At 70.7% G+C, this 21138-nt stretch carries 18 protein-coding genes; 8 read left to right on the top strand and 10 right to left on the bottom strand.

The features are described from left to right. Window positions 1–73: 73 nt before the first annotated feature. From ACFQ4H_RS02810 to ACFQ4H_RS02795, 4 genes are all read right to left on the bottom strand, one after another. Window positions 74–796, bottom strand: a complete 723-nt coding sequence (locus tag ACFQ4H_RS02810; protein ID WP_377566567.1) for a lytic polysaccharide monooxygenase — start codon at window positions 794–796, stop codon at window positions 74–76. A gap of 176 nt (window positions 797–972) precedes the next feature. After that, window positions 973–1293 carry an MGMT family protein gene (locus ACFQ4H_RS02805; protein ID WP_377566565.1) on the bottom strand — a complete coding sequence of 107 codons (321 nt, stop codon included), beginning with the start codon at window positions 1291–1293 and terminating at the stop codon, window positions 973–975. Between the two features lie 30 nt (window positions 1294–1323). Further along, window positions 1324–2793 carry a pyridoxal phosphate-dependent decarboxylase family protein gene (locus tag ACFQ4H_RS02800; protein WP_377566672.1) on the bottom strand — a complete coding sequence of 490 codons (1470 nt, stop codon included), beginning with the start codon at window positions 2791–2793 and terminating at the stop codon, window positions 1324–1326. A 5-nt stretch (window positions 2794–2798) separates the two neighbouring features. Then, a complete protein-coding gene (locus ACFQ4H_RS02795) occupies window positions 2799–4280 on the bottom strand; it encodes an MFS transporter (RefSeq protein ID WP_377566563.1) in 1482 nt (493 codons plus the stop codon). A gap of 139 nt (window positions 4281–4419) precedes the next feature. On the opposite strand from ACFQ4H_RS02795, the gene proB reads away from it, so the two are divergent. The 3 genes from proB (at window position 4420) to ACFQ4H_RS02780 (ending at window position 7568) form a co-directional block, all read left to right on the top strand. Beyond that, a complete protein-coding gene (proB, locus tag ACFQ4H_RS02790; RefSeq protein ID WP_377566560.1) occupies window positions 4420–5529 on the top strand; it encodes a glutamate 5-kinase in 1110 nt (369 codons plus the stop codon). A 69-nt stretch (window positions 5530–5598) separates the two neighbouring features. Then, entirely contained in the window at window positions 5599–6843 is a 1245-nt protein-coding gene (locus ACFQ4H_RS02785) for a glutamate-5-semialdehyde dehydrogenase (RefSeq protein ID WP_377566558.1), read from the top strand. A 38-nt stretch (window positions 6844–6881) separates the two neighbouring features. Next, window positions 6882–7568, top strand: a complete 687-nt coding sequence (locus ACFQ4H_RS02780) for a hypothetical protein (protein ID WP_377566556.1) — start codon at window positions 6882–6884, stop codon at window positions 7566–7568. A gap of 120 nt (window positions 7569–7688) precedes the next feature. On the opposite strand, the gene moeZ is transcribed toward ACFQ4H_RS02780, so the two are convergent. The 4 genes from moeZ to ACFQ4H_RS02760 all read right to left on the bottom strand — a co-directional run bounded on the left by moeZ (window position 7689) and on the right by ACFQ4H_RS02760 (window position 13685). Next, window positions 7689–8870, bottom strand: coding sequence for an adenylyltransferase/sulfurtransferase MoeZ (moeZ, locus tag ACFQ4H_RS02775; RefSeq protein WP_377566554.1), 1182 nt, complete (start codon window positions 8868–8870; stop codon window positions 7689–7691). 190 nt (window positions 8871–9060) lie between these two features. After that, entirely contained in the window at window positions 9061–10173 is a 1113-nt protein-coding gene (locus ACFQ4H_RS02770; RefSeq protein WP_377566552.1) for a DUF3152 domain-containing protein, read from the bottom strand. 85 nt (window positions 10174–10258) lie between these two features. Beyond that, window positions 10259–11143 (bottom strand): DUF3152 domain-containing protein, encoded by an 885-nt coding sequence (locus ACFQ4H_RS02765; protein ID WP_377566550.1) that lies wholly within the window; start codon window positions 11141–11143, stop codon window positions 10259–10261. A gap of 85 nt (window positions 11144–11228) precedes the next feature. Further along, window positions 11229–13685 (bottom strand): hypothetical protein, encoded by a 2457-nt coding sequence (locus ACFQ4H_RS02760; protein ID WP_377566548.1) that lies wholly within the window; start codon window positions 13683–13685, stop codon window positions 11229–11231. A 341-nt stretch (window positions 13686–14026) separates the two neighbouring features. On the opposite strand from ACFQ4H_RS02760, the gene ACFQ4H_RS02755 reads away from it, so the two are divergent. Further along, entirely contained in the window at window positions 14027–14665 is a 639-nt protein-coding gene (locus ACFQ4H_RS02755; protein ID WP_377566546.1) for a TetR/AcrR family transcriptional regulator, read from the top strand. Between the two features lie 67 nt (window positions 14666–14732). Continuing rightward, window positions 14733–14957, top strand: a complete 225-nt coding sequence (locus ACFQ4H_RS02750) for a DUF3107 domain-containing protein (RefSeq protein ID WP_377566544.1) — start codon at window positions 14733–14735, stop codon at window positions 14955–14957. Between the two features lie 190 nt (window positions 14958–15147). Here the strand turns inward: ACFQ4H_RS02750 and ACFQ4H_RS02745 are convergent, their stop codons facing one another. Then, window positions 15148–15873, bottom strand: a complete 726-nt coding sequence (locus ACFQ4H_RS02745) for a ferritin-like fold-containing protein (protein WP_377566542.1) — start codon at window positions 15871–15873, stop codon at window positions 15148–15150. A gap of 326 nt (window positions 15874–16199) precedes the next feature. On the opposite strand from ACFQ4H_RS02745, the gene ACFQ4H_RS02740 reads away from it, so the two are divergent. The 3 genes from ACFQ4H_RS02740 (at window position 16200) to ACFQ4H_RS02730 (ending at window position 19961) form a co-directional block, all read left to right on the top strand. Beyond that, a complete protein-coding gene (locus ACFQ4H_RS02740; protein ID WP_377566540.1) occupies window positions 16200–17870 on the top strand; it encodes a DEAD/DEAH box helicase in 1671 nt (556 codons plus the stop codon). Window positions 17871–18041: 171 nt separating this feature from the next. Continuing rightward, on the top strand, window positions 18042–19253 hold the full coding sequence (locus tag ACFQ4H_RS02735; protein WP_377566538.1) for a class I SAM-dependent methyltransferase: 1212 nt from the start codon (window positions 18042–18044) through the stop codon (window positions 19251–19253). Window positions 19254–19523: 270 nt separating this feature from the next. Then, on the top strand, window positions 19524–19961 hold the full coding sequence (locus tag ACFQ4H_RS02730; RefSeq protein ID WP_377566536.1) for a helix-turn-helix domain-containing protein: 438 nt from the start codon (window positions 19524–19526) through the stop codon (window positions 19959–19961). Window positions 19962–20010: 49 nt separating this feature from the next. On the opposite strand, the gene ACFQ4H_RS02725 is transcribed toward ACFQ4H_RS02730, so the two are convergent. Then, the gene (locus tag ACFQ4H_RS02725; RefSeq protein ID WP_377566534.1) at window positions 20011–20976 is read right to left on the bottom strand and encodes a hypothetical protein; all 966 of its coding nucleotides are present in this window, start codon (window positions 20974–20976) and stop codon (window positions 20011–20013) included. Window positions 20977–21138: the final 162 nt, after the last annotated feature.

The following is a 21138-nucleotide window of genomic DNA, read 5'->3' as shown; positions in this document are numbered from 1 at the left end:
GTTGGCCGACTGGTCGGCTGCCGTGCCGTGTCGCCCGGCAGTCGGCCCCGGCGCGTGATCGCACTGTGGATGCTCAGACCCGTTGCCAGAGCGCTGGGACGTACGGCGGCTCCCAGCCCGGAATGGCGGTGTGCGGCTGCAGGCAGCGGTAGGTCGTACCGCCGTAGGTGACCTCGCTCCCGGTCTGGTACGCCGTACCGGCGGCCCAGGTGCCACCGGTCGGCGGCGGGGTGGTCGGGTTCGAGGTCGGGTCGACCGTCGGGGTCGGGGTCGGGTTCGGTCCGCCACCGATCTGCACGTCTACGCAGGCGTAGAAGGCGTTGGCGGTGTCGGCGATGTTCCAGATGGCCAGGACCTTCTGGCGACCGGAGAAGCCGGCCAGGCTCACCGGGTGCGAGACGGTGGCACCGGGCTGCCGGCCGCCGTCGTTGAAGTAGGCGATCCGGCTTCCGCCGATGTAGTACTCCCAGGTGCTGGTGGCGTGCCGGGCGGTCAGCACCCAGTTGAACGTCACCGAACTACCCACCGAGGTGGCTGGCCAGCCCTTGCTTTCGTTGTCCAGTACGGAGAACCGGCTGTTCCCGCCGCTGCAGCTCCGTAGGCCCTTCGGACCTTCGACGCTCTGCGGCTCGTACTGGATCTGTCCACAGTTGGTCACCCGCCCCTGGGCACACAGGGCCTGCCGGCTGGGCGGTGACGACACGTAGCCGTGTGCCTGTGCGGGGGCGGCGACGACCAACGCACCGGTGAGGACGGCGGCGACCGTCAGGATCGAGAAGACGATTGGTCTTCGCATGGTGGGGCTCCTTACTCGACTTGTATCGGCAAGTTGCCCTTAACGTATGGTAAAGATTGTTAACAGTAAATACCCAGGCGGAAAGAATCATCGATGGATTTGCGGGCCGGGGCTGCCGCCCAGCCGGCCGCACCCACGGTTGAGCTGCCGCTCGTCCGGCCACCCGGCCCAGGGAACTACTGCTGTCCGGCCACGCCGGGATACCAGGCGTAGCGGGACATCTCCACCCGATCCCCTCGGAACACCATGCCCTCGGCCATCAGGCAGGCCCGGGCCTCAAGTTCATGACCCGGTGGCAGCCGGCCAGCGGAGTTGACCACCCGGTACCAGGGCACCCCGCTCCCGTACCGGGCCATGATCGAGCCGACCAGTCGCGACGAGGTTCGCCCGGACCGCTCCGACAGATGGTCGGCGACCGCGCCGTACGACATCACCCGCCCCGGCGGGATCGCCTCGACCAACGCCAGTACCTCTTCGACGTACTCCTCCGGTGTCACCGGTGCCGCCTCCCGGCATCCATCCTGCGGTCAGGCCCAGATCGGCCGCTGCAACAGACCGAAGAACTCGACCAGCAGCCGTTCCCGCAACGCGGGCGCAGCCGCATCCAGCAGCGTGTTCACCGTCGCCATCCGCTCGGGCGTGGGCCCGTCGGCGGCACCGAGACCGATCCCGCCGGCCAGTCCGGCGACCAGTTCGGGGGTCAGCGCGTCCGGGGTGAGCGTGGCGGCCAGCGCCCGCAACTCGTCCGGCAGCCGGACCGGGCCGAGCTTGCGGGCATCCGCTGCCGCCGCGACCAGGTCCGGCCCGAACTCCGCCACCCGGGGTGCCACCGACGCGGTCACCGTCAGGTGGATGCTGGCCGGCAGATCGCCGTACGCCATCTGGGGCTGGGTGTGCCAGCCCCGGACCGTCAACTCATCGGCCAGGACGAAAAGGTCGAGTTCCCGATCGGTACTGGTGAAGCAGACGACGGTCGACTCCGGTTCGGCCATCAGCCGCAGCCCCGGCACCGCGCGTACGGCGTCGGCGAGGCCGCGTACCGCCTCCAGGGTCCGGTCGGCCAGCCGCAGATAGCCGTCGTCGCCGATGTGCCGCAACGTCGCGAAGGCTGCGGCGATCGGACCACCCGAGCGGGTGGAGGCGATCCCCGGATTGATCATCGTGTAGCCGGGCCAGTCGGCGAAGGCGAAGTACTGGGACCGGCGCAGCCCGGCGTCCCGGTGCAGCAGCACCGACACGCCCTTCGGAGCGTAGGCGTACTTGTGCAGGTCGACCGAGATCGACGTCACCCCGGGCACGGCGAAGTCGAACGACGGCACGTCGACCCCGAGTCGACGCAGGTAGGGCAACGTCCAGCCGCCGAAGCAGGCATCCACATGGCAGCGGACCCCGGCCGCCTCGGCGACCGCCGCGATCTCCGCCACCGGATCCACCACGCCATGGGCGTACGACGGCGCGGAGCAGGCCACCAGGACCGTGTCCGGCCCGATCGCCGCAGCGACGTCCGCTACCTCGGGCCGCAACGTCTCCGCCGACACCGGCACGAGATCGAGCGCCACCCCGAGGTAGTGGCCCGCCTTCGCGAACGCGGCGTGCGCGGTCGCCGGGATCACCAGCCGGGGCCGGGACACCTCCGGCCGGGCGTCCCGGGCTGCCTTGACCGCCAGGATCAGCGACTCCGTACCGCCGCTGGTGACGCTGCCGACCACGTCGGGCGCGGCCGTGTCCGGACCACCGCCGAGCACCCTGGCCGCCGCGCCGACCAGCGCGTTCTCCATCGCCAACAGGGACGGGAAGGCGGTCGGGTCGAGCCCGTTGACGTGCGCCGACAACGCGTACGCCGATCCGGCCAACTCGTCCAGGCCGGGCACCGCCGGGTCGTACACGTAGGCGAAGAGCCGCCCGCCATGGGTCGGCCGGTCCGCGGTGCGTAGTCCGCGCACCTCGGCGAGAACCTGTTCAGCTGGTACGCCCCGAGCGGGCAACGCCTCGACCATGGCGGTCACCGTACCTGCCCCGCCCGCCGGTCAGTGCCGGCCCGCTCCGCCTCGGCCAGCCGTTCGGCGGTCAGGTCGTAGCCACGGAGCAGCAGCAGGGCGAGCCCGACCAGGACGGCGGGCAGCACAGTGAAGCCGAGCAGTACGCCCAGCCGGGCCGAGTCGGACTGGGCCGCCGCCGTACCGGTGGCTGACGAGGCGTACCCGGAGATCTGTAGGACGAGCCCGTAGATCCCCGGCCCGAGGGCCAGGCCGAAGGTCTCCCCCGCCGTCCACAGGCCGGTGAACACCCCGGCCTGCTGCCGGCCGGTACGCGCGGCGTCGTACGCGATGCAGTCCGGCAGCATGGCCAGCGCGAACACCTGCTGGCCGGCGTAGCCACAGCCGATGGCGGCGACCAGCAGATAGACCGCAAGCGACGGTAGTGCCGGCGCGGTGACCAGCGCGAGTGCGCCCACCGCGAAGATCAGTGACGCCCACTGGAACGCGCGGAGCTTGCCGAGCCGGGCACCGACCCGGGTCCAGACCGGCATCACCAGCAGGGCCGGGCCGACGAAGCAGGCGAACAGGATGGTCGGTCCCGCCTCGGCGGCCCGCATGACGTGCTCGGCGAAGTAGTTGACGCCGGCCAGGATGGTGGCGATTCCGGCCGACTGGATCACGAAGCAGACCAGCAGCACGCGGAACGGTCGGTTGCGTACGGCGACGGCGAGCTGCGCCCGGAAGCTCACTCCGCTGGCCGCCACCACAGCAGGCTGGCCTTCGTCGGTCGATGTCGACGTCGACCGCCGGATCCGGGTGCCGACGAACGAGCCCAGCGCGCCCAGCACGATCAGCCCGGCCACGAACAGACCCATCCAGCGGTAACCGGGAATCCCGCCACCGCCGGCGTTGACCACGGCCGGTGCCACTGCACCGGAGACCAGGATGGCCAGGGCGAGTACGGCGATGCGCCAGGTCATCAGCCGGGTGCGTTCCTGGTAGCCGCTGGTGAGTTCGGCCGGCATCGCCACGTACGGCACCTGGAAGAAGGCGAAGGCGGTCGCGGTGGCCAGGAAGGCGATCGCGACGTACGCCGCCGCGCCCGGGCCCACGCCGAAGGGGGCGGCGAAGATCGCGGCGAACGACACCGCCAACGCGACCCCGGCACCGAGCAGGTACGGCCGGCGGGCACCCCAGCGGGTCCTCGTGCGATCGGAGATCCGGCCCGCGACCGGGTTGACCAGCACGTCCCACGCCTTCGGCCCGAGCACCAGCAGGGCGGCGACACCGGCCGCGACGCCCAGTGTGTCCGTCAGGTACGGCAGCAGCAACAGCCCGGGTACGGTGCCGAAGGCCCCGGTGACCAGTGAACCGGACGCGTAACCGATGTGCACCCGACGGGGCAGCACCTCGTTCGCCCGCCCGGACGGTAGCGCCGCCACCGACGGTGTGGAGCCCTCCTCGGGCTGCATGGTGCCGGCCGGACCCGGCGACGACGCTGACATGAAGCTGAATGTTATCCGCGTTTCACCTGCGCGGAATCCCCCGAAGATCCCCGTGATCAGGGCGAGGGGGGTGGGCGCTAGCTGCCACGATGTGGGAACCGCCCGTTCCGGATCAACTGCGGACGCGCAGAATAGGCGCGTGCGGGAAACAGTCACGGCCGCCCGGCGGATCGTAGTCAAGGTCGGCTCCTCGTCCCTGACCACAGCGGAAGGGGGCCTGGACACCGGACGGGTGGATGCGCTGACCGGTGTGCTCGGCGGTCTGGCCAACGACGGGCGAGAGGTCGTGCTGGTGTCCTCCGGGGCGATCGCGGCGGGACTGGCCCCACTCGGCCTACGCCGACGACCACGGGACCTGGCCACCCAACAGGCCGCCGCCAGCGTCGGGCAGGGGCTGCTGATCGGCCACTACGCCGCCAGCTTCGCCCGACAGGGGCTGACCGTCGGGCAGGTGCTGCTCACCGTCGACGACGTCACCCGACGGGCGCACTACCGCAACGCGTACCGCACCCTGCGCAAACTGCTCGACCTGCGGGCCGTACCGATCGTCAACGAGAACGACACGGTCGCCACCGACGAGATCCGGTTCGGCGACAACGACCGGCTCGCCGCGCTGGTCGCCGCCCTGGTCCACGCCGACCTGCTGGTCCTCCTCTCCGACGTGGACGCGCTCTACACCGGCGACCCGTCCCAGCCGGGCAGCACCCGGATCGAGGAGGTTCGCGACGCCACCGACCTGGCCGGGGTCGCGATCGGCCGGGCCGGCAAGGCCGGGGTCGGCACCGGCGGCATGGTCACCAAGGTCGAGGCGGCCCGGATCGCCACCGGATTCGGCATCCCGGTGGTGCTGACCGCCGCGCCGCTGGCCGCCGAGGCCCTCTCCGGGCAGCCGGTGGGCACCTTCTTCCACCGCGTACGACAGCGGCCGGCGGCCCGGCTCTTCTGGCTGGCACACGCCACCTCGCCCCGGGGCCGGCTGCACCTCGATCCGGGGGCGGTGCAGGCCGTGGTCGGCCGACGCAAGTCGCTGCTGCCCGCCGGGATCACCGCCGTGGACGGCGCCTTCACCGCCGGTGACCCGGTCGACCTGGTGGACGTCACCGGCGCGCCGGTGGCCCGGGGACTGGTCAACTACGACGCGGTGGAACTGCCGAGCCTGCTCGGCCGGTCGACCGGTGAACTGGCTGCGGCCCTCGGCCCGGCGTACGAACGGGAGGTCGTCCACCGCGACGATCTCGTACTGCTGTAGGGAAGGGCCCCTTCCGATCGGCTTTGTATAGGGAAGTCCCTTCCTGACAACCCGGAGTAGGAGAGCACGATGAGCGTCAACGAACAGGCACGACGCGCCCGCGAGGCGGCCAGCGTGCTCGCCACGGTGACCCGTACGGCAAAGGACGGCGCGCTACAGGCGATGGCCGACGCGCTGGTCGCCCGTACCCCGGAGATCCTGACCGCCAACGAGGCGGACCTGGCGGCCGGGCGCGAGGCTGGCCTGTCGACGGCGGTCCTGGACCGGCTGGCGCTGAGCACCGAGCGGGTCGCCGGCATCGCCGACGCGCTACGGCAGATGGCGGCGCTACCCGACCCGGTCGGCGAGGTGGTACGCGGCACCACGCTGCCCAACGGTCTGGAGCTGCGGCAGGTCCGGGTTCCGTTCGGGGTGGTCGGGATCATCTACGAGGCGCGGCCGAACGTGACCGTGGACGCGGCCGGCATCTGCCTGAAGTCGGGCAACGCGGCGCTGCTTCGTGGCTCGTCGTCGGCGGCCCGGTCCAACGCGGCGCTGGTGGCGGTGCTGCGGGACGCGGTGGCCGGAGCCGGGCTGCCGGCTGACGCGGTGCAACTGCTGGACGCCAGTTCCCGGGACTCGGTCAAGGAGCTGATGCGGGCCCGGGGGCTGGTCGACGTGCTGATCCCACGCGGCGGCGCATCGCTGATCAGGACGGTGGTCGAGGAGTCGACCGTGCCGGTGATCGAGACCGGGGTGGGCAACTGCCACGTGTACGTGGACGCCGCAGCCGACCTTCAGAAGGCGGTCGCCATCACCCTGAACGCCAAGACCCAGCGGCTGTCGACCTGCAACACGGCGGAGTCGCTGCTGGTGCACGCCGACATCGCCGACGCGTTCCTGCCGACCATGCTGGCGGCGTTCGCCGCCGCCGGGGTGACCGTGCACGGTGACGAGCGGGTGCGGGCGTTCTCCGACGCGGTCGTACCCGCCACCGACGAGGACTTCGGGACCGAATACCTGTCCGCGGACATCTCGGCCGCCGTGGTCGACTCGCTCTCCGACGCGGTCGGGCACATCCGGCGGTACGGATCCGGGCACACCGAGGCGATCGTGACCGACTCGACGACGGCTGCCCGGGAGTTCGTGGCCCGGGTCGACGCGGCGGCGGTGATGGTCAACGCCTCGACCCGGTTCACCGACGGTGGCGAGTTCGGGTTCGGCGCGGAGATCGGCATCTCGACGCAGAAGCTGCACGCCCGGGGGCCGATGGGCCTGCCGGAACTGACCTCGACCAAGTACGTGGTGACCGGCGACGGGCACATCCGTACCTGACCGCTGACCGGCTGAGCGTTGGTGGACAGGGCCCTTGCATGAACCACACCGACCGACCTTCGGCCCCGACCGATCCGACGGCCGATCCGACGGCCGAGGCAACTGACGGCCGGCAGCGGTTGGGCCGACTCGACCAAATCCGGGCCACCTTCGAGCGGCTCAAGGGGCTGGAGACCGAGCACGGATTCGGCAACATCCTCGTGGACGGGACTCCCCTGGAGCAGTTTCCCGGCGTCCCCGAAGCCGCCTTCGAGGTGTTCCGGATCGTCGGCAGGATCGAGGGCAGCAACTTCCGGTTCGAGCCGCCGTCGGAGATGCGCAGCGCGGCGGTCTTCCGGGCCCGGCCGGACGATGCGAACGACCCGCTGGGTCCGGCCCTGTCCATCGGCTCCGAGTTGTACAGCGTGCCGGAGCGGCTGCGTGGCGAGATCAGGAGCGGCGCGGGAATCAACCTCGACCTTGAGGATGCCGACGTCTACTACATCGATCCGGACGACTACGTCTTTCTCTACGAGCATCCGGACGAGGAGGTCGACGTCCACGTCCTGGCCCCCGACATCGTCACGTTCTTCGACGAGTTCGTGCTCGGTGCCGGATACCCGGAGTTGGTCGAAACGATCCTGGGGCCGGCGGTACGGGAGCGCCGGGTGCGCAAGGGCCGGTGCCGGGGGCAGTACGAGGACACCTGGCTACGCCTGCTGGTGACCGCCGGGTTGGCGTCCTGACGCTCATCCGCCAACCGGGCCGGGGCTACCGCCGCCCAAGGGCGTCGTGGCTGGCACGTCACGCGGCAGAACGGGCCCCTTCCCGCGCAAAGAGCGACAGGAAGGGGCCCGTTCCCTACATCAGTACGCGGGCAGTGACGGGTCGATGCTCTTGACCCAGGAGAGCACCCCACCCTGGACGTGGACGGCGTCCTTGAACCCGGCCGCCTTGAGCGCGGCGAGTGCCTCAGCCGACCGTACGCCCGACTTGCAGTGCAACACGATCTGCCGGTCCTGCGGCAGCTTGGCCAGCGCCTCCCCGGAGAGGATCTCCCCCTTCGGGATCAGGGTCGCGCCCGGAATACGGACGATCTCGTACTCGGCCGGTTCCCGCACGTCCACCAGGAAGTGGTCCTTGCCGGTGTCCTGCCACTCCTTCAGCTCCAGCGCGGTGATCGTCGACTCGACGACGGCCGCCTCGGCCTCGGGCGACACCGCGCCGCAGAAGTCCTCGTAGTCCTCGAGCAGGTCGGTGACGGTCGGGTTCTCCCCGCACAGCGCACAGGCCGGGTCCTTCCGGACCTTGATCTTCCGGTACGACATCTCCAGGGCGTCGTAGACGGTCAGCCGGCCGACCAGCGGCTCACCGATGCCGGTCAGCAGCTTGATCGCCTCGGTGACCTGGATCGAGCCGATGGACGCGCAGAGCACACCGAGCACGCCGCCCTCGGCGCAGGACGGCACCATGCCGGGCGGCGGGGGCTCCGGGTAGAGGCAGCGGTAGCAGGGGCCGTGCTCGGCCCAGAAGACCGACGCCTGGCCGTCGAACCGGTAGATCGACCCCCAGACGTACGGCTTGCCGAGCAGCACCGCCGCGTCGTTGACCATGTACCGGGTGGCGAAGTTGTCGGTCCCGTCGACGATCAGGTCGTACTGGGCGAAAATCTCGCGGACGTTGTCCCGGTCCAGGATGGTGTTGTGGATCACCACGTTGACCAGCGGGTTGATCTCCCGTACGGACGCCGCCGCAGACTCGGCCTTCGGCCGCCCGATGTCCGACTGACCGTGGATGACCTGCCGTTGGAGGTTGGATTCGTCGACGGTGTCGAAGTCGATGATGCCGAGGGTGCCGACACCGGCCGCCGCCAGGTACAGCAGCGCCGGAGAGCCGAGGCCACCTGCGCCCACACAGAGCACCCGGGCGTTCTTCAGCCGTTTCTGGCCCTCGACCCCGACATCGGGGATGATCAGGTGCCGCGAGTAGCGGCGGATCTCGTCAATGGTCAGCTCGGCAGCGGGCTCGACGAGTGGGGGCAGCGACACGGTGGACTCCCCGGTTGCGGTCCTCGCTCAGCCCAGTGGCTGAGCACATGACGGTTGGTACGTCGCGCCATTGTCGCTCGCCCGGCCCGCCATTGACCATGACGTGAGACACCTGCCCGACATCCGGGATCGGGAATAAAGCGCGACGGATGAGTGACGTCCCGCTGACCGCCCCCGGTGGCCCGTACTGCTAGTCGACGGCGGGCCCGACGTACCGTCGCCGGCCGTCGGGGTACGGCCAGGCGTTCGCCCGGCAGCCGGCCAACCCGTACGCCTGCTGCATCATCACCGGTGCCAGCCGGCCCTCGGCCGGGCAGCCCTGATGTCCCTCCCCCAACTGGTGGCCGATCTCGTGATTGATGACATACGCCTGGTAGACCTCCAGCCCGGCGCCGTACCCGGGCACGGCGGTCAGCCACCGGGCGAGGTTGATGATCACTTTTCCCGGTGTCCGACACGAGGTGAACCGTTCGGTGGGTTGCCCGGTGGACCCGCACATCCGCTCGGCGGTGGCCGGGGTGGCCAGGTAGATGGTGAACTCGGCGCTGGCCGAGGCGGGTACGCGCCGTAGCCGTAGCCGGGAGGAGGCGACCCAACTCCGGTCGTCGCCCAGGATCCCGGCAATGGCTGTCGCGAACGCGTTCGCCCGCTGGCCGGTCCCGTCCTCGACCGCCACCCGGTAGCGACGCAGGACCCCGGCGCTGCCGAGCAACCGCCCCTGGCCGGTTGCGTGCCGGAAGGTACCCGGACCGGTTTCCGGATAGTCCGGTAACGGGGTGGTCGTGAGCGGTTCCGCATCGGGCGTTGCCCCGGTCGGGCCGGGGACGGTGGTCGCCGGGGCCGACGACTCGGCCCCGGCGAACGGGCTGATCCCGGGAAAGGCCAACGGTGTCACCGGGCCGGGCTGTGCTCCGGGCCCGCCGGTGGCCCCGTTTCCGGCCACCGGGGGCCCGGTGGTGGACTCGCTCTGCGCGAGGTCCATTCCGACCAGTACGGCCGAAACCAGGAACACGCCGAGGGCGGCGGCCCGGCGACGACGGCGCAGCATCCGACGGGTCCCGGCCGGGGTCGGTCCGGACATGACCGGCCGGGCCGGCACTCCCGGCGACGCCTCCGGGGTAACCGGTGGCGCCGCTTCCGGTCCATCGGGCGGCGCGGCTTGCGGGACGGCGGGCGACGGTTCCGGACCGTCGGGCAGCCGGTCCGGTAGCCCCTCCGGCAGCCGATCCGGCAGTCCGTCCGGCACGGCCGGCGGCCACGACCGGGGACGGTCGTCGGCGGGACGGTTCGGTTGCGTCACCATGGCCGGTTCAGATTGCCACGGCAGACGGACCGGTCCCCGGTAACGCCGCGCCGAATATCCGATTATTGTCGGATATTGCCGCTGATCACAGTGGCGGCCCGGCGTACCGCTTCCCCTTCACGTACGGCCACGGATTCGCCGCGCACCCCTTGAGGAAGAGGGTCTGCTGCATCATCACCGGCGCGGTCCTTCCGGTACCGGGGCACCGCTCGTGCCGGTGGCCGAGTTCGTGACCGACCTCGTGGTTCACCACGTACAGCCGGTACACGTCGAGCGGGATCCCGGCATCGACGAAGTGCGGCACCGACCTGCGCCACCGGTCCAGGTTGAGGATCGCCTTGCCCGGTGCCCGGCAGGAGGTGTACGGCTTGCCGTTGACCCGGATGTCGACCGATCCGGCCAGACACATCCGGCCGGCGGTACCCGCCGTGGCCAGGTAGACGGTGAAGTCGTACTTCGCACCATCCGGCACCCGTTGCAGCCTGAGCTGGCCACTACCGATCCAACTGCCCGGATCGCCCAGTGCACGGTCCACCGCCTCGGTGAACTCCGCCAGGTTCTCGCCCGAGCCGTGTTCCACCGCGACGCGGTAGCGCAGCAGCCTGCCGGCCCGGCCCAGCACCGCACCGCCGGTCCGGGCGTAGTCGAAACTGCCCTTTCCCGATGCGGGCACCGGACCGGGCAGCTGGTACAGCGGCGGCTCAGGGGTCGACGAGACCGTCGGGGTGGGGACCGGGGTCGAGGTGGCCGGGAGGACGGGATCCGGCGCGGGCGCATTGTTGGCCGGTAGCCAGGCCTCGTGGTTCGTCGGTTCGGCCGGGGACCGCAGGGTGTCTCCCGTCACCACCAACGCAGCACCACCGACCAGGACCAGCAGGAGCATGGCCAGCAGCCCACTGCGCAGTCTGACGACGTACCGACGCTCGGAGCGGGGCTGGGGGCGGAAACGGTTGCGTAATGAGTTCTGCATCGTCAGGTAAACACTCCGCGCATGCGCTCGGGTTGCGGGTTCAGCCCGTGTTGTTTACCACCACCCCGTCCGGGTCAGCTCACGGTCAGGCCAGCAGGGCCTCCAGCCTCCGGTTCACCGCAGCGAGCGTCGCCCGTACGACTGCCTGACGTGGATCGCCGGAGACCAGTGCGGAGCCCGCTAGTTGCTCGACCCACCCGTCGCAGACGAGCAGGACCACGACGGTCGCCACCTCGCAGTTCCCAAATGGGACAAGTGCCGCATGTTCCACAAAGCACCGGCCGCGCTCGGTGACCTTTCGCGACGATTGGAGCAGTTCGTCGATGGCGGCGGCTGCGGCGGTGGCACAGAGTCGCAGCATGTACCCGTCGACCGCCGGCCCGGTGGCCAGCCCGTTGGCCCGCCGGTCGCCAGCAGCCAGTCGAACCTCCACTGTGGCGTCCAGCCCGAAGGTGCTCACCTGCACGTGGTCGATGATGACCCGGGGTCCCGGAGGGCCGTCCGGGTTCAACGGCCGGGAGGGAGCCGTCTCGGTGGTGGTGACCTGTCCACCCGAGTACGACGACGTACCGGCGGTGACCGGCCCGGCGGCGGACGGATTGGCGCCCGCCTGCGCAACGGACGGCGAGTGTGCCGATGGTGGACCGTCCGGGCCGACCGACGGCTCCGCCACGGTGGCCCGTCCCTGGTGCCCGGCCGTCTGACGACGCCGACGCGGCACGTGCGGCGCGGCTTCGGCCGGCCGGAAACCGGGACCGGACGCCCGCCGAATGCCGGAGGGTTCAGTCGGTGCGGATCGGTACGACGTCGGCTCGCTGCGGTACGACGGCGGCGGACCGGGCGGCTCAGCCGACGCGGGCGGCCCCCCGGGCAGATTCTGCGGTGCTGCCGCGAGCCCCATCCGTTCCTGGAGCAACCGGGCCACCTGTCGGCTCACCTCGGCCGGATCGGCACCATCGGCAAGGTCCAGGCGCAGACTGTGCGCTCCAGCCGGGGTGGTCCGCAACGAGGCACCCCGTACGCCGGAGACGTCGCGAACCGCGTCGAGGATCGCGGCGACGTCGAATCCCTCCGGCCGCTCCAACGGCGACTGTTCGTCCTCGCGTCGCAAATGGGTCGCGATCCGGGCCAACTCGGGCGTCTCCGCCGAGGGCTCTGGGGCCGGCAACTCCGGCATGGTCGGCACATCCGGCTCGGCGGGGACGCGTTGTGGCAGTGCGTCCAGCAGTGGATCGGCCGGGCCGGTCGGTGGCGCCTGGCCCGCCGGGTGCACCTGACCGGTCGGAGGTACCTGGTTCGTCGGGGGTAGCTGGTTCACCGGGGGTGCCTCGACCGGCTGGGCCGGATACTCGGGATACCGCCTCCGGTAGGACGGCTGTTCCGCGGGCGGGGTAGCGCCCGGGCCGGATGGCTGGCCGCGGTCAGCAACTCGCGGATAGGCCCCTGTTCCGCCTGACGGCGGCTGGACCCCGGTCCCCGCTGGCGGATAGTCGCCGCCCTCGACCGGGCGGGGGTAGGCCGGTTGCGGAGGTTCGTACCGGCTGGCTGCCCATTCGTTGCGGGCACGACGGGCGGGTGGTGCGGGATCGGGTGACCATGACGTGGGTGAACCCGCCGCCCAGGGGGAGGGATCGTCCCCGCTGATCGGCGGGATGTCGGGATCCGGGTAGCCGCCTCCCCAGGGTTCCCGCTCAGCCGGTTCCGACCTCGACGGAAAGGCCCGTTCCTGGCCGCGCTCACCCCCGCCCGGTAGCTCCGGGCCCCATTCGGGCTGTTGGCCAACGGCGCCCGGATCGGGGACCCCCCCTCGCCAGGGTGGGTGATCCGGACCCGGTGCGGGCTGGAAGCCCGGTGGCACGTCGTATCCGGGTGACTTGTCGTAGGAGGACCGGTCATAGCCGGAGGAAGCCGGGCCTGGGGGCGGTCCGTAGCTCGTCGCGGCTCCCGGGCCGGCCGGCGGACCGGATGCGGGAGCGGACAATGACCGATCACGCCAGTGGGTCGGGGAGTCGCCGGGGGGACTGCCCGGTCCCGGATCGTCGAACGCGTGCCGGGCCGCCTCGGTCGGGTCCACCGCCTCCATGTCGGAGGGGACTGCCGGCTGACTGGACCGTTCGGCGACCGGTACCGGCCGCTGGACCGGCACCGCCAGCCGCTCGCGGGTGGGCATCGGTGCGGCATCCTCGTACGGCTGAGGAGACACGGTGACCGGCTCCCGGACGCTGCCGTTGACCGGCTCCCGGACCGTACCGTTGACCGGCTCCCGGACAACCCCGACCGGCTCCCGGACCGTACCGTTGACCGGCTCCCGGACGCTGCCGCTGTCCTGCTCCCGGGCCGCTCCGCCCGACTCGGGCAGGTCGCCGTCCGGTTCCCGCCCGGCCGTCTGTGACCCATCGGCAGACTGCTCACCGTGGCCGAAGCCGTTGGTCGCCTTGTGTCCGTTGGCCGTCGACTGTTGCTGGCCCGTCGAGGAACCAGCCGGGAACGGAACCGAGCGCAGGTGGGGATAGCGGGCCGACCGTTCCGCCCAGTTCGGCACCGCCCCCGGCTCTCCCGACTGGCGGCGCTGCGACCAAGCCGGCTCCGGCCCGGGATCGTCAGTGGGGGCCGGTTCGGACCATGCTGCACCAGCAGGCGCCCATCCACCGGACATCCGGGGCGAATCACCCTGCGGATCTGCAACGTTACCGTTCTCACCGGATCCGGCAACCCCGGGTTGCCCTGTTTCGTCCACCGTGCGCTCCTTGGTCGCCCCCGCTGAGGCTACCGTGTGGTGACAGTGGCGATAAGTTACAGCGGTGGGCTATTTCGACGATCGGTTGATCAACACCGATCGCGCCCAATAGCGGTAGGTTCGCGTAACTGAACTCGGAGGTGCCCATGACAGCTGCGGGCAGCGGTGCACAAACGGCCGGTAGACCCACTCGCCTGCCCCGCTCGGCACGGCGCAAGCAGCTGCTGGCTGCGGCACAGGAGGTGTTCGTCGCGCAGGGTTACCACGCCGCTGCGATGGATGACATCGCCGAGCGGGCCGGGGTCTCCAAGCCGGTTCTCTACCAGCACTTTCCCGGTAAATTGGAGCTCTACCTGGCACTACTGGACACGCATTGCGACGCAATAGTCGCAAAGGTCCATGACGCGATGGAAGGTACGAGCGACAACAAGGAACGGGTCAACGGCGCGGTACAGGCCTATTTCGACTTCGTCGACCACAAGAGCGAGGCGTTCCGGCTGGTGTTCGAGTCGGATCTGCGCAACGAGCCGGCCGTCCGTGAGCGGGTCGAACGGGTCGAGCAGGGCTGCATCGCGGCCATCACCGACACCATCATGGCCGACACCGGCGTGAGCCGGTTCAATGCCGAACTCCTGGCCTCCGGCCTGGTCGGCGCTGCCGAGACCGCAGCGCAGTTCTGGCTGGCCAGCGGTCGGCAGGTGCCGAAGTCCGAGGCAGAGTCGCTAATGTCCGCGCTCTTCTGGCGGGGCATCGCCAGCTTCCCGCTACAGGGCGAGTCGGCCTGACGGTTGCTCCCGGCAATCGGATAGCCTTCCCAACAGCGCAGTTTTCACCCCAGATGAGGAGGCCCGCGTGGAGGTCAAGATCGGCGTGCAGTACGCGCCGCGTGAGCTGGTTGTGGAAAGCGCGCAGACGCCGGCCGAGATCGAGCAGCTCGTGACCGAGGCGATCGCCAGCGAGGGCACGCTGTCCCTGACCGACGAAAAGGGCCGACGGATCATCGTTCCGGTGAACAAGCTGGCCTACGTCGAGATCGCCGAGGCGGCCCCCCGGGCGGTCGGGTTCACCGTCCGTTGACGGAAGCCGGCGACGGGCGGAGCCGACCGACGACAGCCGTTCCACGTCGAGCGGCTGACCCTGGCCCGGCCCTGGCCGGCTGACCGACCGTCCCTGGTCGGGCTCTCGCTGGTTGGCTGGTGACAGCGTCCATCGGCGCGCGGACCGGGCGTGTGGCGTTGTCCCACGCCCGGTCCACACGGTGCCGGAATCAGTTGTTGAGACCCACCGCCGCCATCCGCGCGGTGTGTGCCACGGTCAATCGTTTGAACAGTGCCTGCACCCCCGCCTGGTCACCGGAGTGGGCCACGATCAGGGCGGTCAGCGCGATCCGCTCGCTGGCCACCCGGCCCGCCTGGGACAGCCCCTCCCCCACCAACCGCCGGGCCCACATGGAAAGCCGGTTGGCCAACTTCGGATCAGCGGCGATCGCCGCTCGGATCTCCTGCGCGGCGAAGTCGTCGTAGCGCGAGTCGTGCAGTACGTCGAGCACCAGTTGCCGGTCTGGTTCGGTGAGGAAGCCCGCGATCTCACGGAAGAAGTCGTCCGCGATCGCGTCGCCGACGTACGCCTTCGTCACCGCCTCCAGCCAGTCCCTCGGCTCGGTCGAGTCGTGGTACGCCTGGAGCGCGTCGACGTAGGGGGTCATGGCGTCACCGGGTGCCACGGCGAGTTCGGCAAGCCGGTCGGCCAGCCGCCGGTAGTTGGTGATCTCCGCCGCGGCCATTTCGCTCAGTGCAGCACGTCGGGGCAGGTCAGGGGCGAGCCGCGCATCGGCGGCCATTCGGTCGAACGCCAGCAGTTGGCCGTACGCGACCAGACCGAGCAGGTCGACCACGGCCTCGGCGGGCACCGTGCCGGTGGGCTGCCGGGGCGCCCCGACGGACTGCGCGGTTTCGACGGGGGTGGACTCAGCGGGTTCTACGGGGGCGGACACGACCGCAGATTACCGCCCTCGGGGATCGAAACCCCGCCTCTCGGCCGAGCCAGCAATCCGGGGCACAAGTGTGCTCAACACCACAACGTGGGACCCCGGCGGAAGGTGTCTGCGACAGGCGGGGACGACATTTGCCCGGCTCAGGTAACATGGAGGAGTTACCGCAGGCCCATGAAACCATCGAAGTTCCTGCCTGCGACGCGCGTGCGGCCCGGTTCGCCCTCGGCATCTACATCTTGCCGGCGACCCGTGTGGCCCGCGCCCACCGAAAACCGCGCCCTACTCCACTAGCGGGGCGCACCACGAGAGGGCACCCCCACAACCATATGAACGATCACATCGAAGAGGCCGGCCAGCACCTGGCCGCCACAGCACCGGTCCGCCCGGAAGCACCTACCTTCGCGGACCTCGGTGCACGTAAGGAAACCGTCGAAGCGCTCGCCGAGGTCGGTATCACCCGGGCCTTCGCCATCCAGGAATACGCTCTGCCGATCGCGCTCCGTGGCACCGACCTCATCGGCCAGGCGCCCACCGGCACCGGTAAGACCCTCGGTTTCGGCATTCCGCTGCTGGAGCGGGTCTTCGCTCCGGGTGAGGGTGGTGACGGCCTGCCGCAGGCGCTGGTGGTCGTACCGACCCGCGAACTCGGCCTCCAGGTGGCCAAGGACCTCGCCGCCGCTGGTCGGACCCGGGGCGTACGCGTGCTGCCGATCTACGGCGGCGTGGCGTACGAGCCACAGGTGGAGGCACTTCGCCGAGGCGTGGAGATCCTGGTCGGTACGCCCGGTCGACTGATGGACCTGGCCAAGCAGAAGCACCTGCGACTGGACCGGGTGCATGCGCTGGTGCTCGACGAGGCCGACCGGATGCTCGACCTGGGCTTCCTCGACGACGTCGAGAAGATCCTGGCGATGCTGCCGGAGGACCGGCAGACGATGCTCTTCTCGGCCACGATGCCGGATCCGATCGTCGCCCTGGCCCGGCGCTTCCTGCGCCAACCGGTGACGATCCACGCCGGGCACACCGCCGAGACCGGGCCGTCCCCGCTGACGCGCCAACTGGTCTACCGCACCCATTCGCTGAACAAGATCGAAATCGTCGCCCGCATCATGCAGGCACAGGGCCGCGGCCTGACGATGATCTTCACTCGGACGAAGCGGGCCGCCGACCGGGTCGCCGAGGACCTCGACTTCCGGGGCTTCGCCGTGGCAGCCGTACACGGTGACCTGGGCCAGGGGGCACGGGAACGCGCCCTACGGGCGTTCCGATCCGGCAAGATCGACATTCTGGTCGCCACCGACGTGGCAGCCCGGGGACTCGACGTCACCGGCGTCACCCACGTCGTCAACTACGACTGCCCGGAGGACCAGGACACCTACACCCACCGGATCGGCCGTACCGGTCGCGCCGGCGCAACCGGGGTGGCGGTGACCTTCGTCGACTGGGACGACATGCCACGCTGGCGGATCATCGACAAGACGCTCGGGCTGGACATGCCGGAGCCGCCGGAGACCTACCACACCTCCGCGCACCTCTACACCGACCTGGACATTCCAGCCGGTGCCCCCGGCAGCCTGCCGACGGCGGAACGGACCCGCGCCGGGCTGTCCGCCGAAGCCGAGGAGGACCTCGGCGGTCGGTCCCGGGGTAGCGCCCGGCGCGGCGAGAGTGGCGGACGTGGCCGACGCTCCCGCAACCGCCGAGGCACCGACGGCGGCAGCAGCCCGGTCGAGGCCGGGGAACTGGCAGAGCCCGTCCGGCCGGCCCGACAGCGGCGTCGTCGGCGGGCCGGCGAGGTGATCAAGGGTCCGGAGGGCGTCGAGACCAGCGTCGTCGAGGCCCCGGTCGCCACGGTCGCCCAGCCGTCGCCGGAGGATGTTTCGGGCGAAGCCGCGAAGTCCCGTACCCGCCGTCGCCGCAGGCGTGGTGGGCGGGGCGTACGCGGCGAGTCCGCCACCACCGGTACGGCCGACAGCCCGGGCACCGAAGAGGCCTGACGAACAGTAGACCGGGATGGCTGCGGTGTCCGGAGCCATCCCGTGCTGTTTTCCCGGGTCCGCCCGTAGTGCCGCCTCCGGGCTGTCCTGCGCTGACCGTAGCCTCGCCGACCTGCCCGAACGGCCCGCCCCGGCACCTGGGGCCGATCCGGACCGGCGCAGAATAGCGACATGCCGGAACCGTTGGACGTGACGCTCACCGAGGTACGGGGGCTGCTGCTGGCCCCGGGTCTGACCCGAGCCGTGGCCGCCGGCCGCCGCCGGGGCCAGGTCCCCTCGGTGGTACGCGCCGAACTGCGGCCGGTGGCGCTCAAGGCCGGGCCACGGTTGCAGATCGTCACCTCGGACGGGGTCCGGCCGTACACCCGTAACGTCGCCCCCGGTCCGGAGGCCGACGCGGCGGTCGATGCCCTGCTGGCCGAGCCGTTCGGCAACTGGCATGTCGAGACCGAGTCCGCCACCGTGCAGGTCCGGGTCACCAAGAAGGGCGATGCGCAGGTGCACCGGTCCGGGGCGGTCCGGCCGGTGTCGGCTCCGGCGGCCCACGACCGGGAGAAGGAATACCTGCTCGACCCGGGTGACCCGATCTTCACCGCGATCGGCGGCAGTGCCGCGAAACGGCGTCAGGTAGACGCGTTCCTCCGGGCGCTGGCCGCCACCCTGCCCGACGAACTGACCGGCCCGCTGCGGGTCGTCGATCTGGGCTGTGGAAACGCCTATCTGACGTTCGCCGCCTACCGCTACCTGACCGACCGGGGCCTCGACGTCAGCCTCGTCGGCGTGGACGTACGGGAGGACCAGCGGCGGCGCAACACGGAGTTGGCGGCGGAACTGGGCTGCGCCGACCGGGTACGGTTCGTCGCCGGCACGATCCTGGATGCCGTGGTCGACCCGGCTCCGGATCTGGTGCTGGCGTTGCATGCCTGCGACACCGCCACCGACGAGGCGCTGGCCCGAGCGGTGCGCTGGAATGCCCGGTGGGTGTTGGCCGCGCCGTGCTGCCACCATGACCTGGCCGTGCAGCTCCGTGATCAGCCGTCACCGGAGCCGTACCAGTTGCTGACCCGGCAGGGCATCCTGCGCGAGCGGTTCGCCGACGTGCTCACCGACGCGCTGCGGGCGGCACTGTTGCGGCTGCACGGTTACCGGGTCGAGGTGGTGGAGTTCGTCGACTCCCGGCACACCCCGCGTAACCTCCTGCTGCGTGCCCGGTACACCGGGTCTACGCCCACCGAGCGGCAGCGCGCCGACTACCACCGGCTGGTTTCCGAGTGGCAGGTCACGCCCCGGCTGCGAACCCTTCTGGGCACGGGTGACGCTCCCCCGAACCCTGGTGACGTCCCCTCGAACCCGGGTGGCGCTTCCCCCGCACCGCCGCACTGACGTCGGGCCACCGCCAATGTCCCGCTGCCCCCTCGTCAGCGGGACACCTCAGCAATGGCAACCACACCAACCGTGGCAACCACCACGACCAGCGCACCGTCAGGGTCGACAGGGAGGGACCCGGGACGGGCGTCGACCCCAACGGTGCCATCCACAGTAGTCAGTCTCGTCTACGGGACCAACAGTCCGGTCGGCTATTTGCGCCGGGCCGGGCTACGCTCGTGTCGGTAACCATGATCCATACAGGAAGAAGGTCGTCTCCTGGGAACGATGGAGGCCGATGCGGAATCACCGCAGGCGGCGTTCTCCCAATTTGTCCGACGCGCCGTCACCGAGGCCCGCGACCAACGGGGCTGGACGGTGACCGACCTGGCCGCACACACCGGAGTGGGACGCTCCACTGTGTTCCGTTGGCTGGCCGGGGACTGGCACGACTACCCGGAACTGGCCAAGGTGCGCCGCTTCTGCGAGGCATTGGACGTGCCGGTCACCGCAGCCTTCTGGGCACTGGGGATCCCCGGTCCGGAACTGGACCATCCGCACCGCACCTCCGACCGGGTCACGGTCGAGGCCGACCTGCGAGCGATCCTGGCCCGACTGGCCGACCCGGCCGTGCCGGCCGAGGAGAAGAAACTGATCCGGGACACCCTGCACCAACTGGCCAGTCCGCCGGGTGCGGACCGGTCGGCCGGGCCACCGTCAGCGTGAACGACGAGCCAGCATCAACTGGAATGTCGAGGCCGCGTCAGCCTGAGTGTCAGGCCACCGTCAGCGTGAACTCGGCGGTGCGTACCGTGCCCTCCACCTGGAAGTCGAGGTACAGCCGGTAGTTTCCGGGGCTCGGCGCGGCCAGCCAGAACTTGACCGCACCACCGACCAACTGCTCCTCCGGATGCACGTGCACGTAGCCCAGGTCACCGTCGCGCAGAGCGACCAGGTGTCCGTACGCACCGAGGTAGCGTTCCAGTCCGGTGACCGGGCTGCCGTTGCGGAAGATCCGGAAGAGCAGCGGCTGGGTCGTCCCGACCTGCGGGGTGCCCTCGAAGGTGACGGTGAAGTCGTCGGCCGTGGCCTCCCGGGCCACGGCGGGCAGTGGTCGCGGTCGATAGTCCCCGGAGGCCACCAGATCGACCCCGAGCGTCACCGCCGTCTGCCGACCCGCACTGTCCGAGGCGGCGAAATCGGCGTACGCCCGCCAGACGCCCGCCTCGGGCAGGGTCAGCGGGATGCTCCAGGTCCCGTCCGGGGCCATGGTCGGGTGCAGGTGCTGGAAGCCGGAGAGGTCCCGCCGTACCACGATGAGGTGCATCGGCTTCTCGTGCTGCACCGTGAAGTTGGTGACCGGCGCCCGGTCCGTACCGCGCACCTGGAAGCGGAAGTCCTGGCTGCGGCCGACCGGGAACGACGCCGTGGTGGGCACCAACGTGAATCCGCCCGCGCTGAGGGAGAGGCCGCCCACCTCAGCGCCGGTCGTCACCCCGGCCGCGCCGGCTGCCGGGTGCTCGTGCGGCGCGGTGCCCGGTGGGTGGACGTGTCCGTCGTCGGCCTGACCGGTGGTGGCCGACCCGCTGGCCGTCGAGGCACCCGGCCCGGTGTCGATCCGGCCGATCGCGAAGCCGGCGATCAGTGCCAGCACCAGCCCGCCCACGACCAGCGCCAGCCGGGTCGAGCCGGGGTCCAGCCGGTTCGCCCGACGACCCGCGCCGCCGGGCGGGGCGGCCACGGATCCACGCTCCGGGTTCTCGGACCCACCCTCCGGGCTCTCGGTTTTCCGCCCCGAAGTTTCGGATTCGTATTCCGGCACAACGTCGGACATTTATCCCATTCTCCCTACAATGAGCAACTCGGCAGCCACTCGAACTTTGTCCCACTTGACAGAACGGCT

Source organism: Micromonospora sonneratiae (assembly GCF_042679305.1).
Lineage (GTDB): Bacteria > Actinomycetota > Actinomycetes > Mycobacteriales > Micromonosporaceae > Micromonospora_H > Micromonospora_H sonneratiae.
The sequence above is the reverse complement of the archived record's forward strand: the minus strand, read 5'-3'. Positions and strand labels throughout refer to the sequence as shown.

Excerpts from the sequence above, each read along its gene's own strand:
- ACFQ4H_RS02795 (WP_377566563.1), bottom strand. The coding sequence starts at position 4,280 with ATGTCAGCGTCGTCGCCGGGTCCGGCCGGCACCATGCAGCCCGAGGAG.
- ACFQ4H_RS02800 (WP_377566672.1), bottom strand. The coding sequence starts at position 2,793 with ATGGTCGAGGCGTTGCCCGCTCGGGGCGTACCAGCTGAACAGGTTCTC.
- ACFQ4H_RS02765 (WP_377566550.1), bottom strand. The coding sequence starts at position 11,143 with ATGCAGAACTCATTACGCAACCGTTTCCGCCCCCAGCCCCGCTCCGAG.
- ACFQ4H_RS02780 (WP_377566556.1), top strand. The coding sequence starts at position 6,882 with ATGAACCACACCGACCGACCTTCGGCCCCGACCGATCCGACGGCCGAT.
- ACFQ4H_RS02735 (WP_377566538.1), top strand. The coding sequence starts at position 18,042 with ATGCCGGAACCGTTGGACGTGACGCTCACCGAGGTACGGGGGCTGCTG.
- ACFQ4H_RS02755 (WP_377566546.1), top strand. The coding sequence starts at position 14,027 with ATGACAGCTGCGGGCAGCGGTGCACAAACGGCCGGTAGACCCACTCGC.
- ACFQ4H_RS02740 (WP_377566540.1), top strand. The coding sequence starts at position 16,200 with ATGAACGATCACATCGAAGAGGCCGGCCAGCACCTGGCCGCCACAGCA.
- ACFQ4H_RS02785 (WP_377566558.1), top strand. The coding sequence starts at position 5,599 with ATGAGCGTCAACGAACAGGCACGACGCGCCCGCGAGGCGGCCAGCGTG.
- ACFQ4H_RS02770 (WP_377566552.1), bottom strand. The coding sequence starts at position 10,173 with ATGGTGACGCAACCGAACCGTCCCGCCGACGACCGTCCCCGGTCGTGG.
- ACFQ4H_RS02730 (WP_377566536.1), top strand. The coding sequence starts at position 19,524 with ATGGAGGCCGATGCGGAATCACCGCAGGCGGCGTTCTCCCAATTTGTC.
- ACFQ4H_RS02810 (WP_377566567.1), bottom strand. The coding sequence starts at position 796 with ATGCGAAGACCAATCGTCTTCTCGATCCTGACGGTCGCCGCCGTCCTC.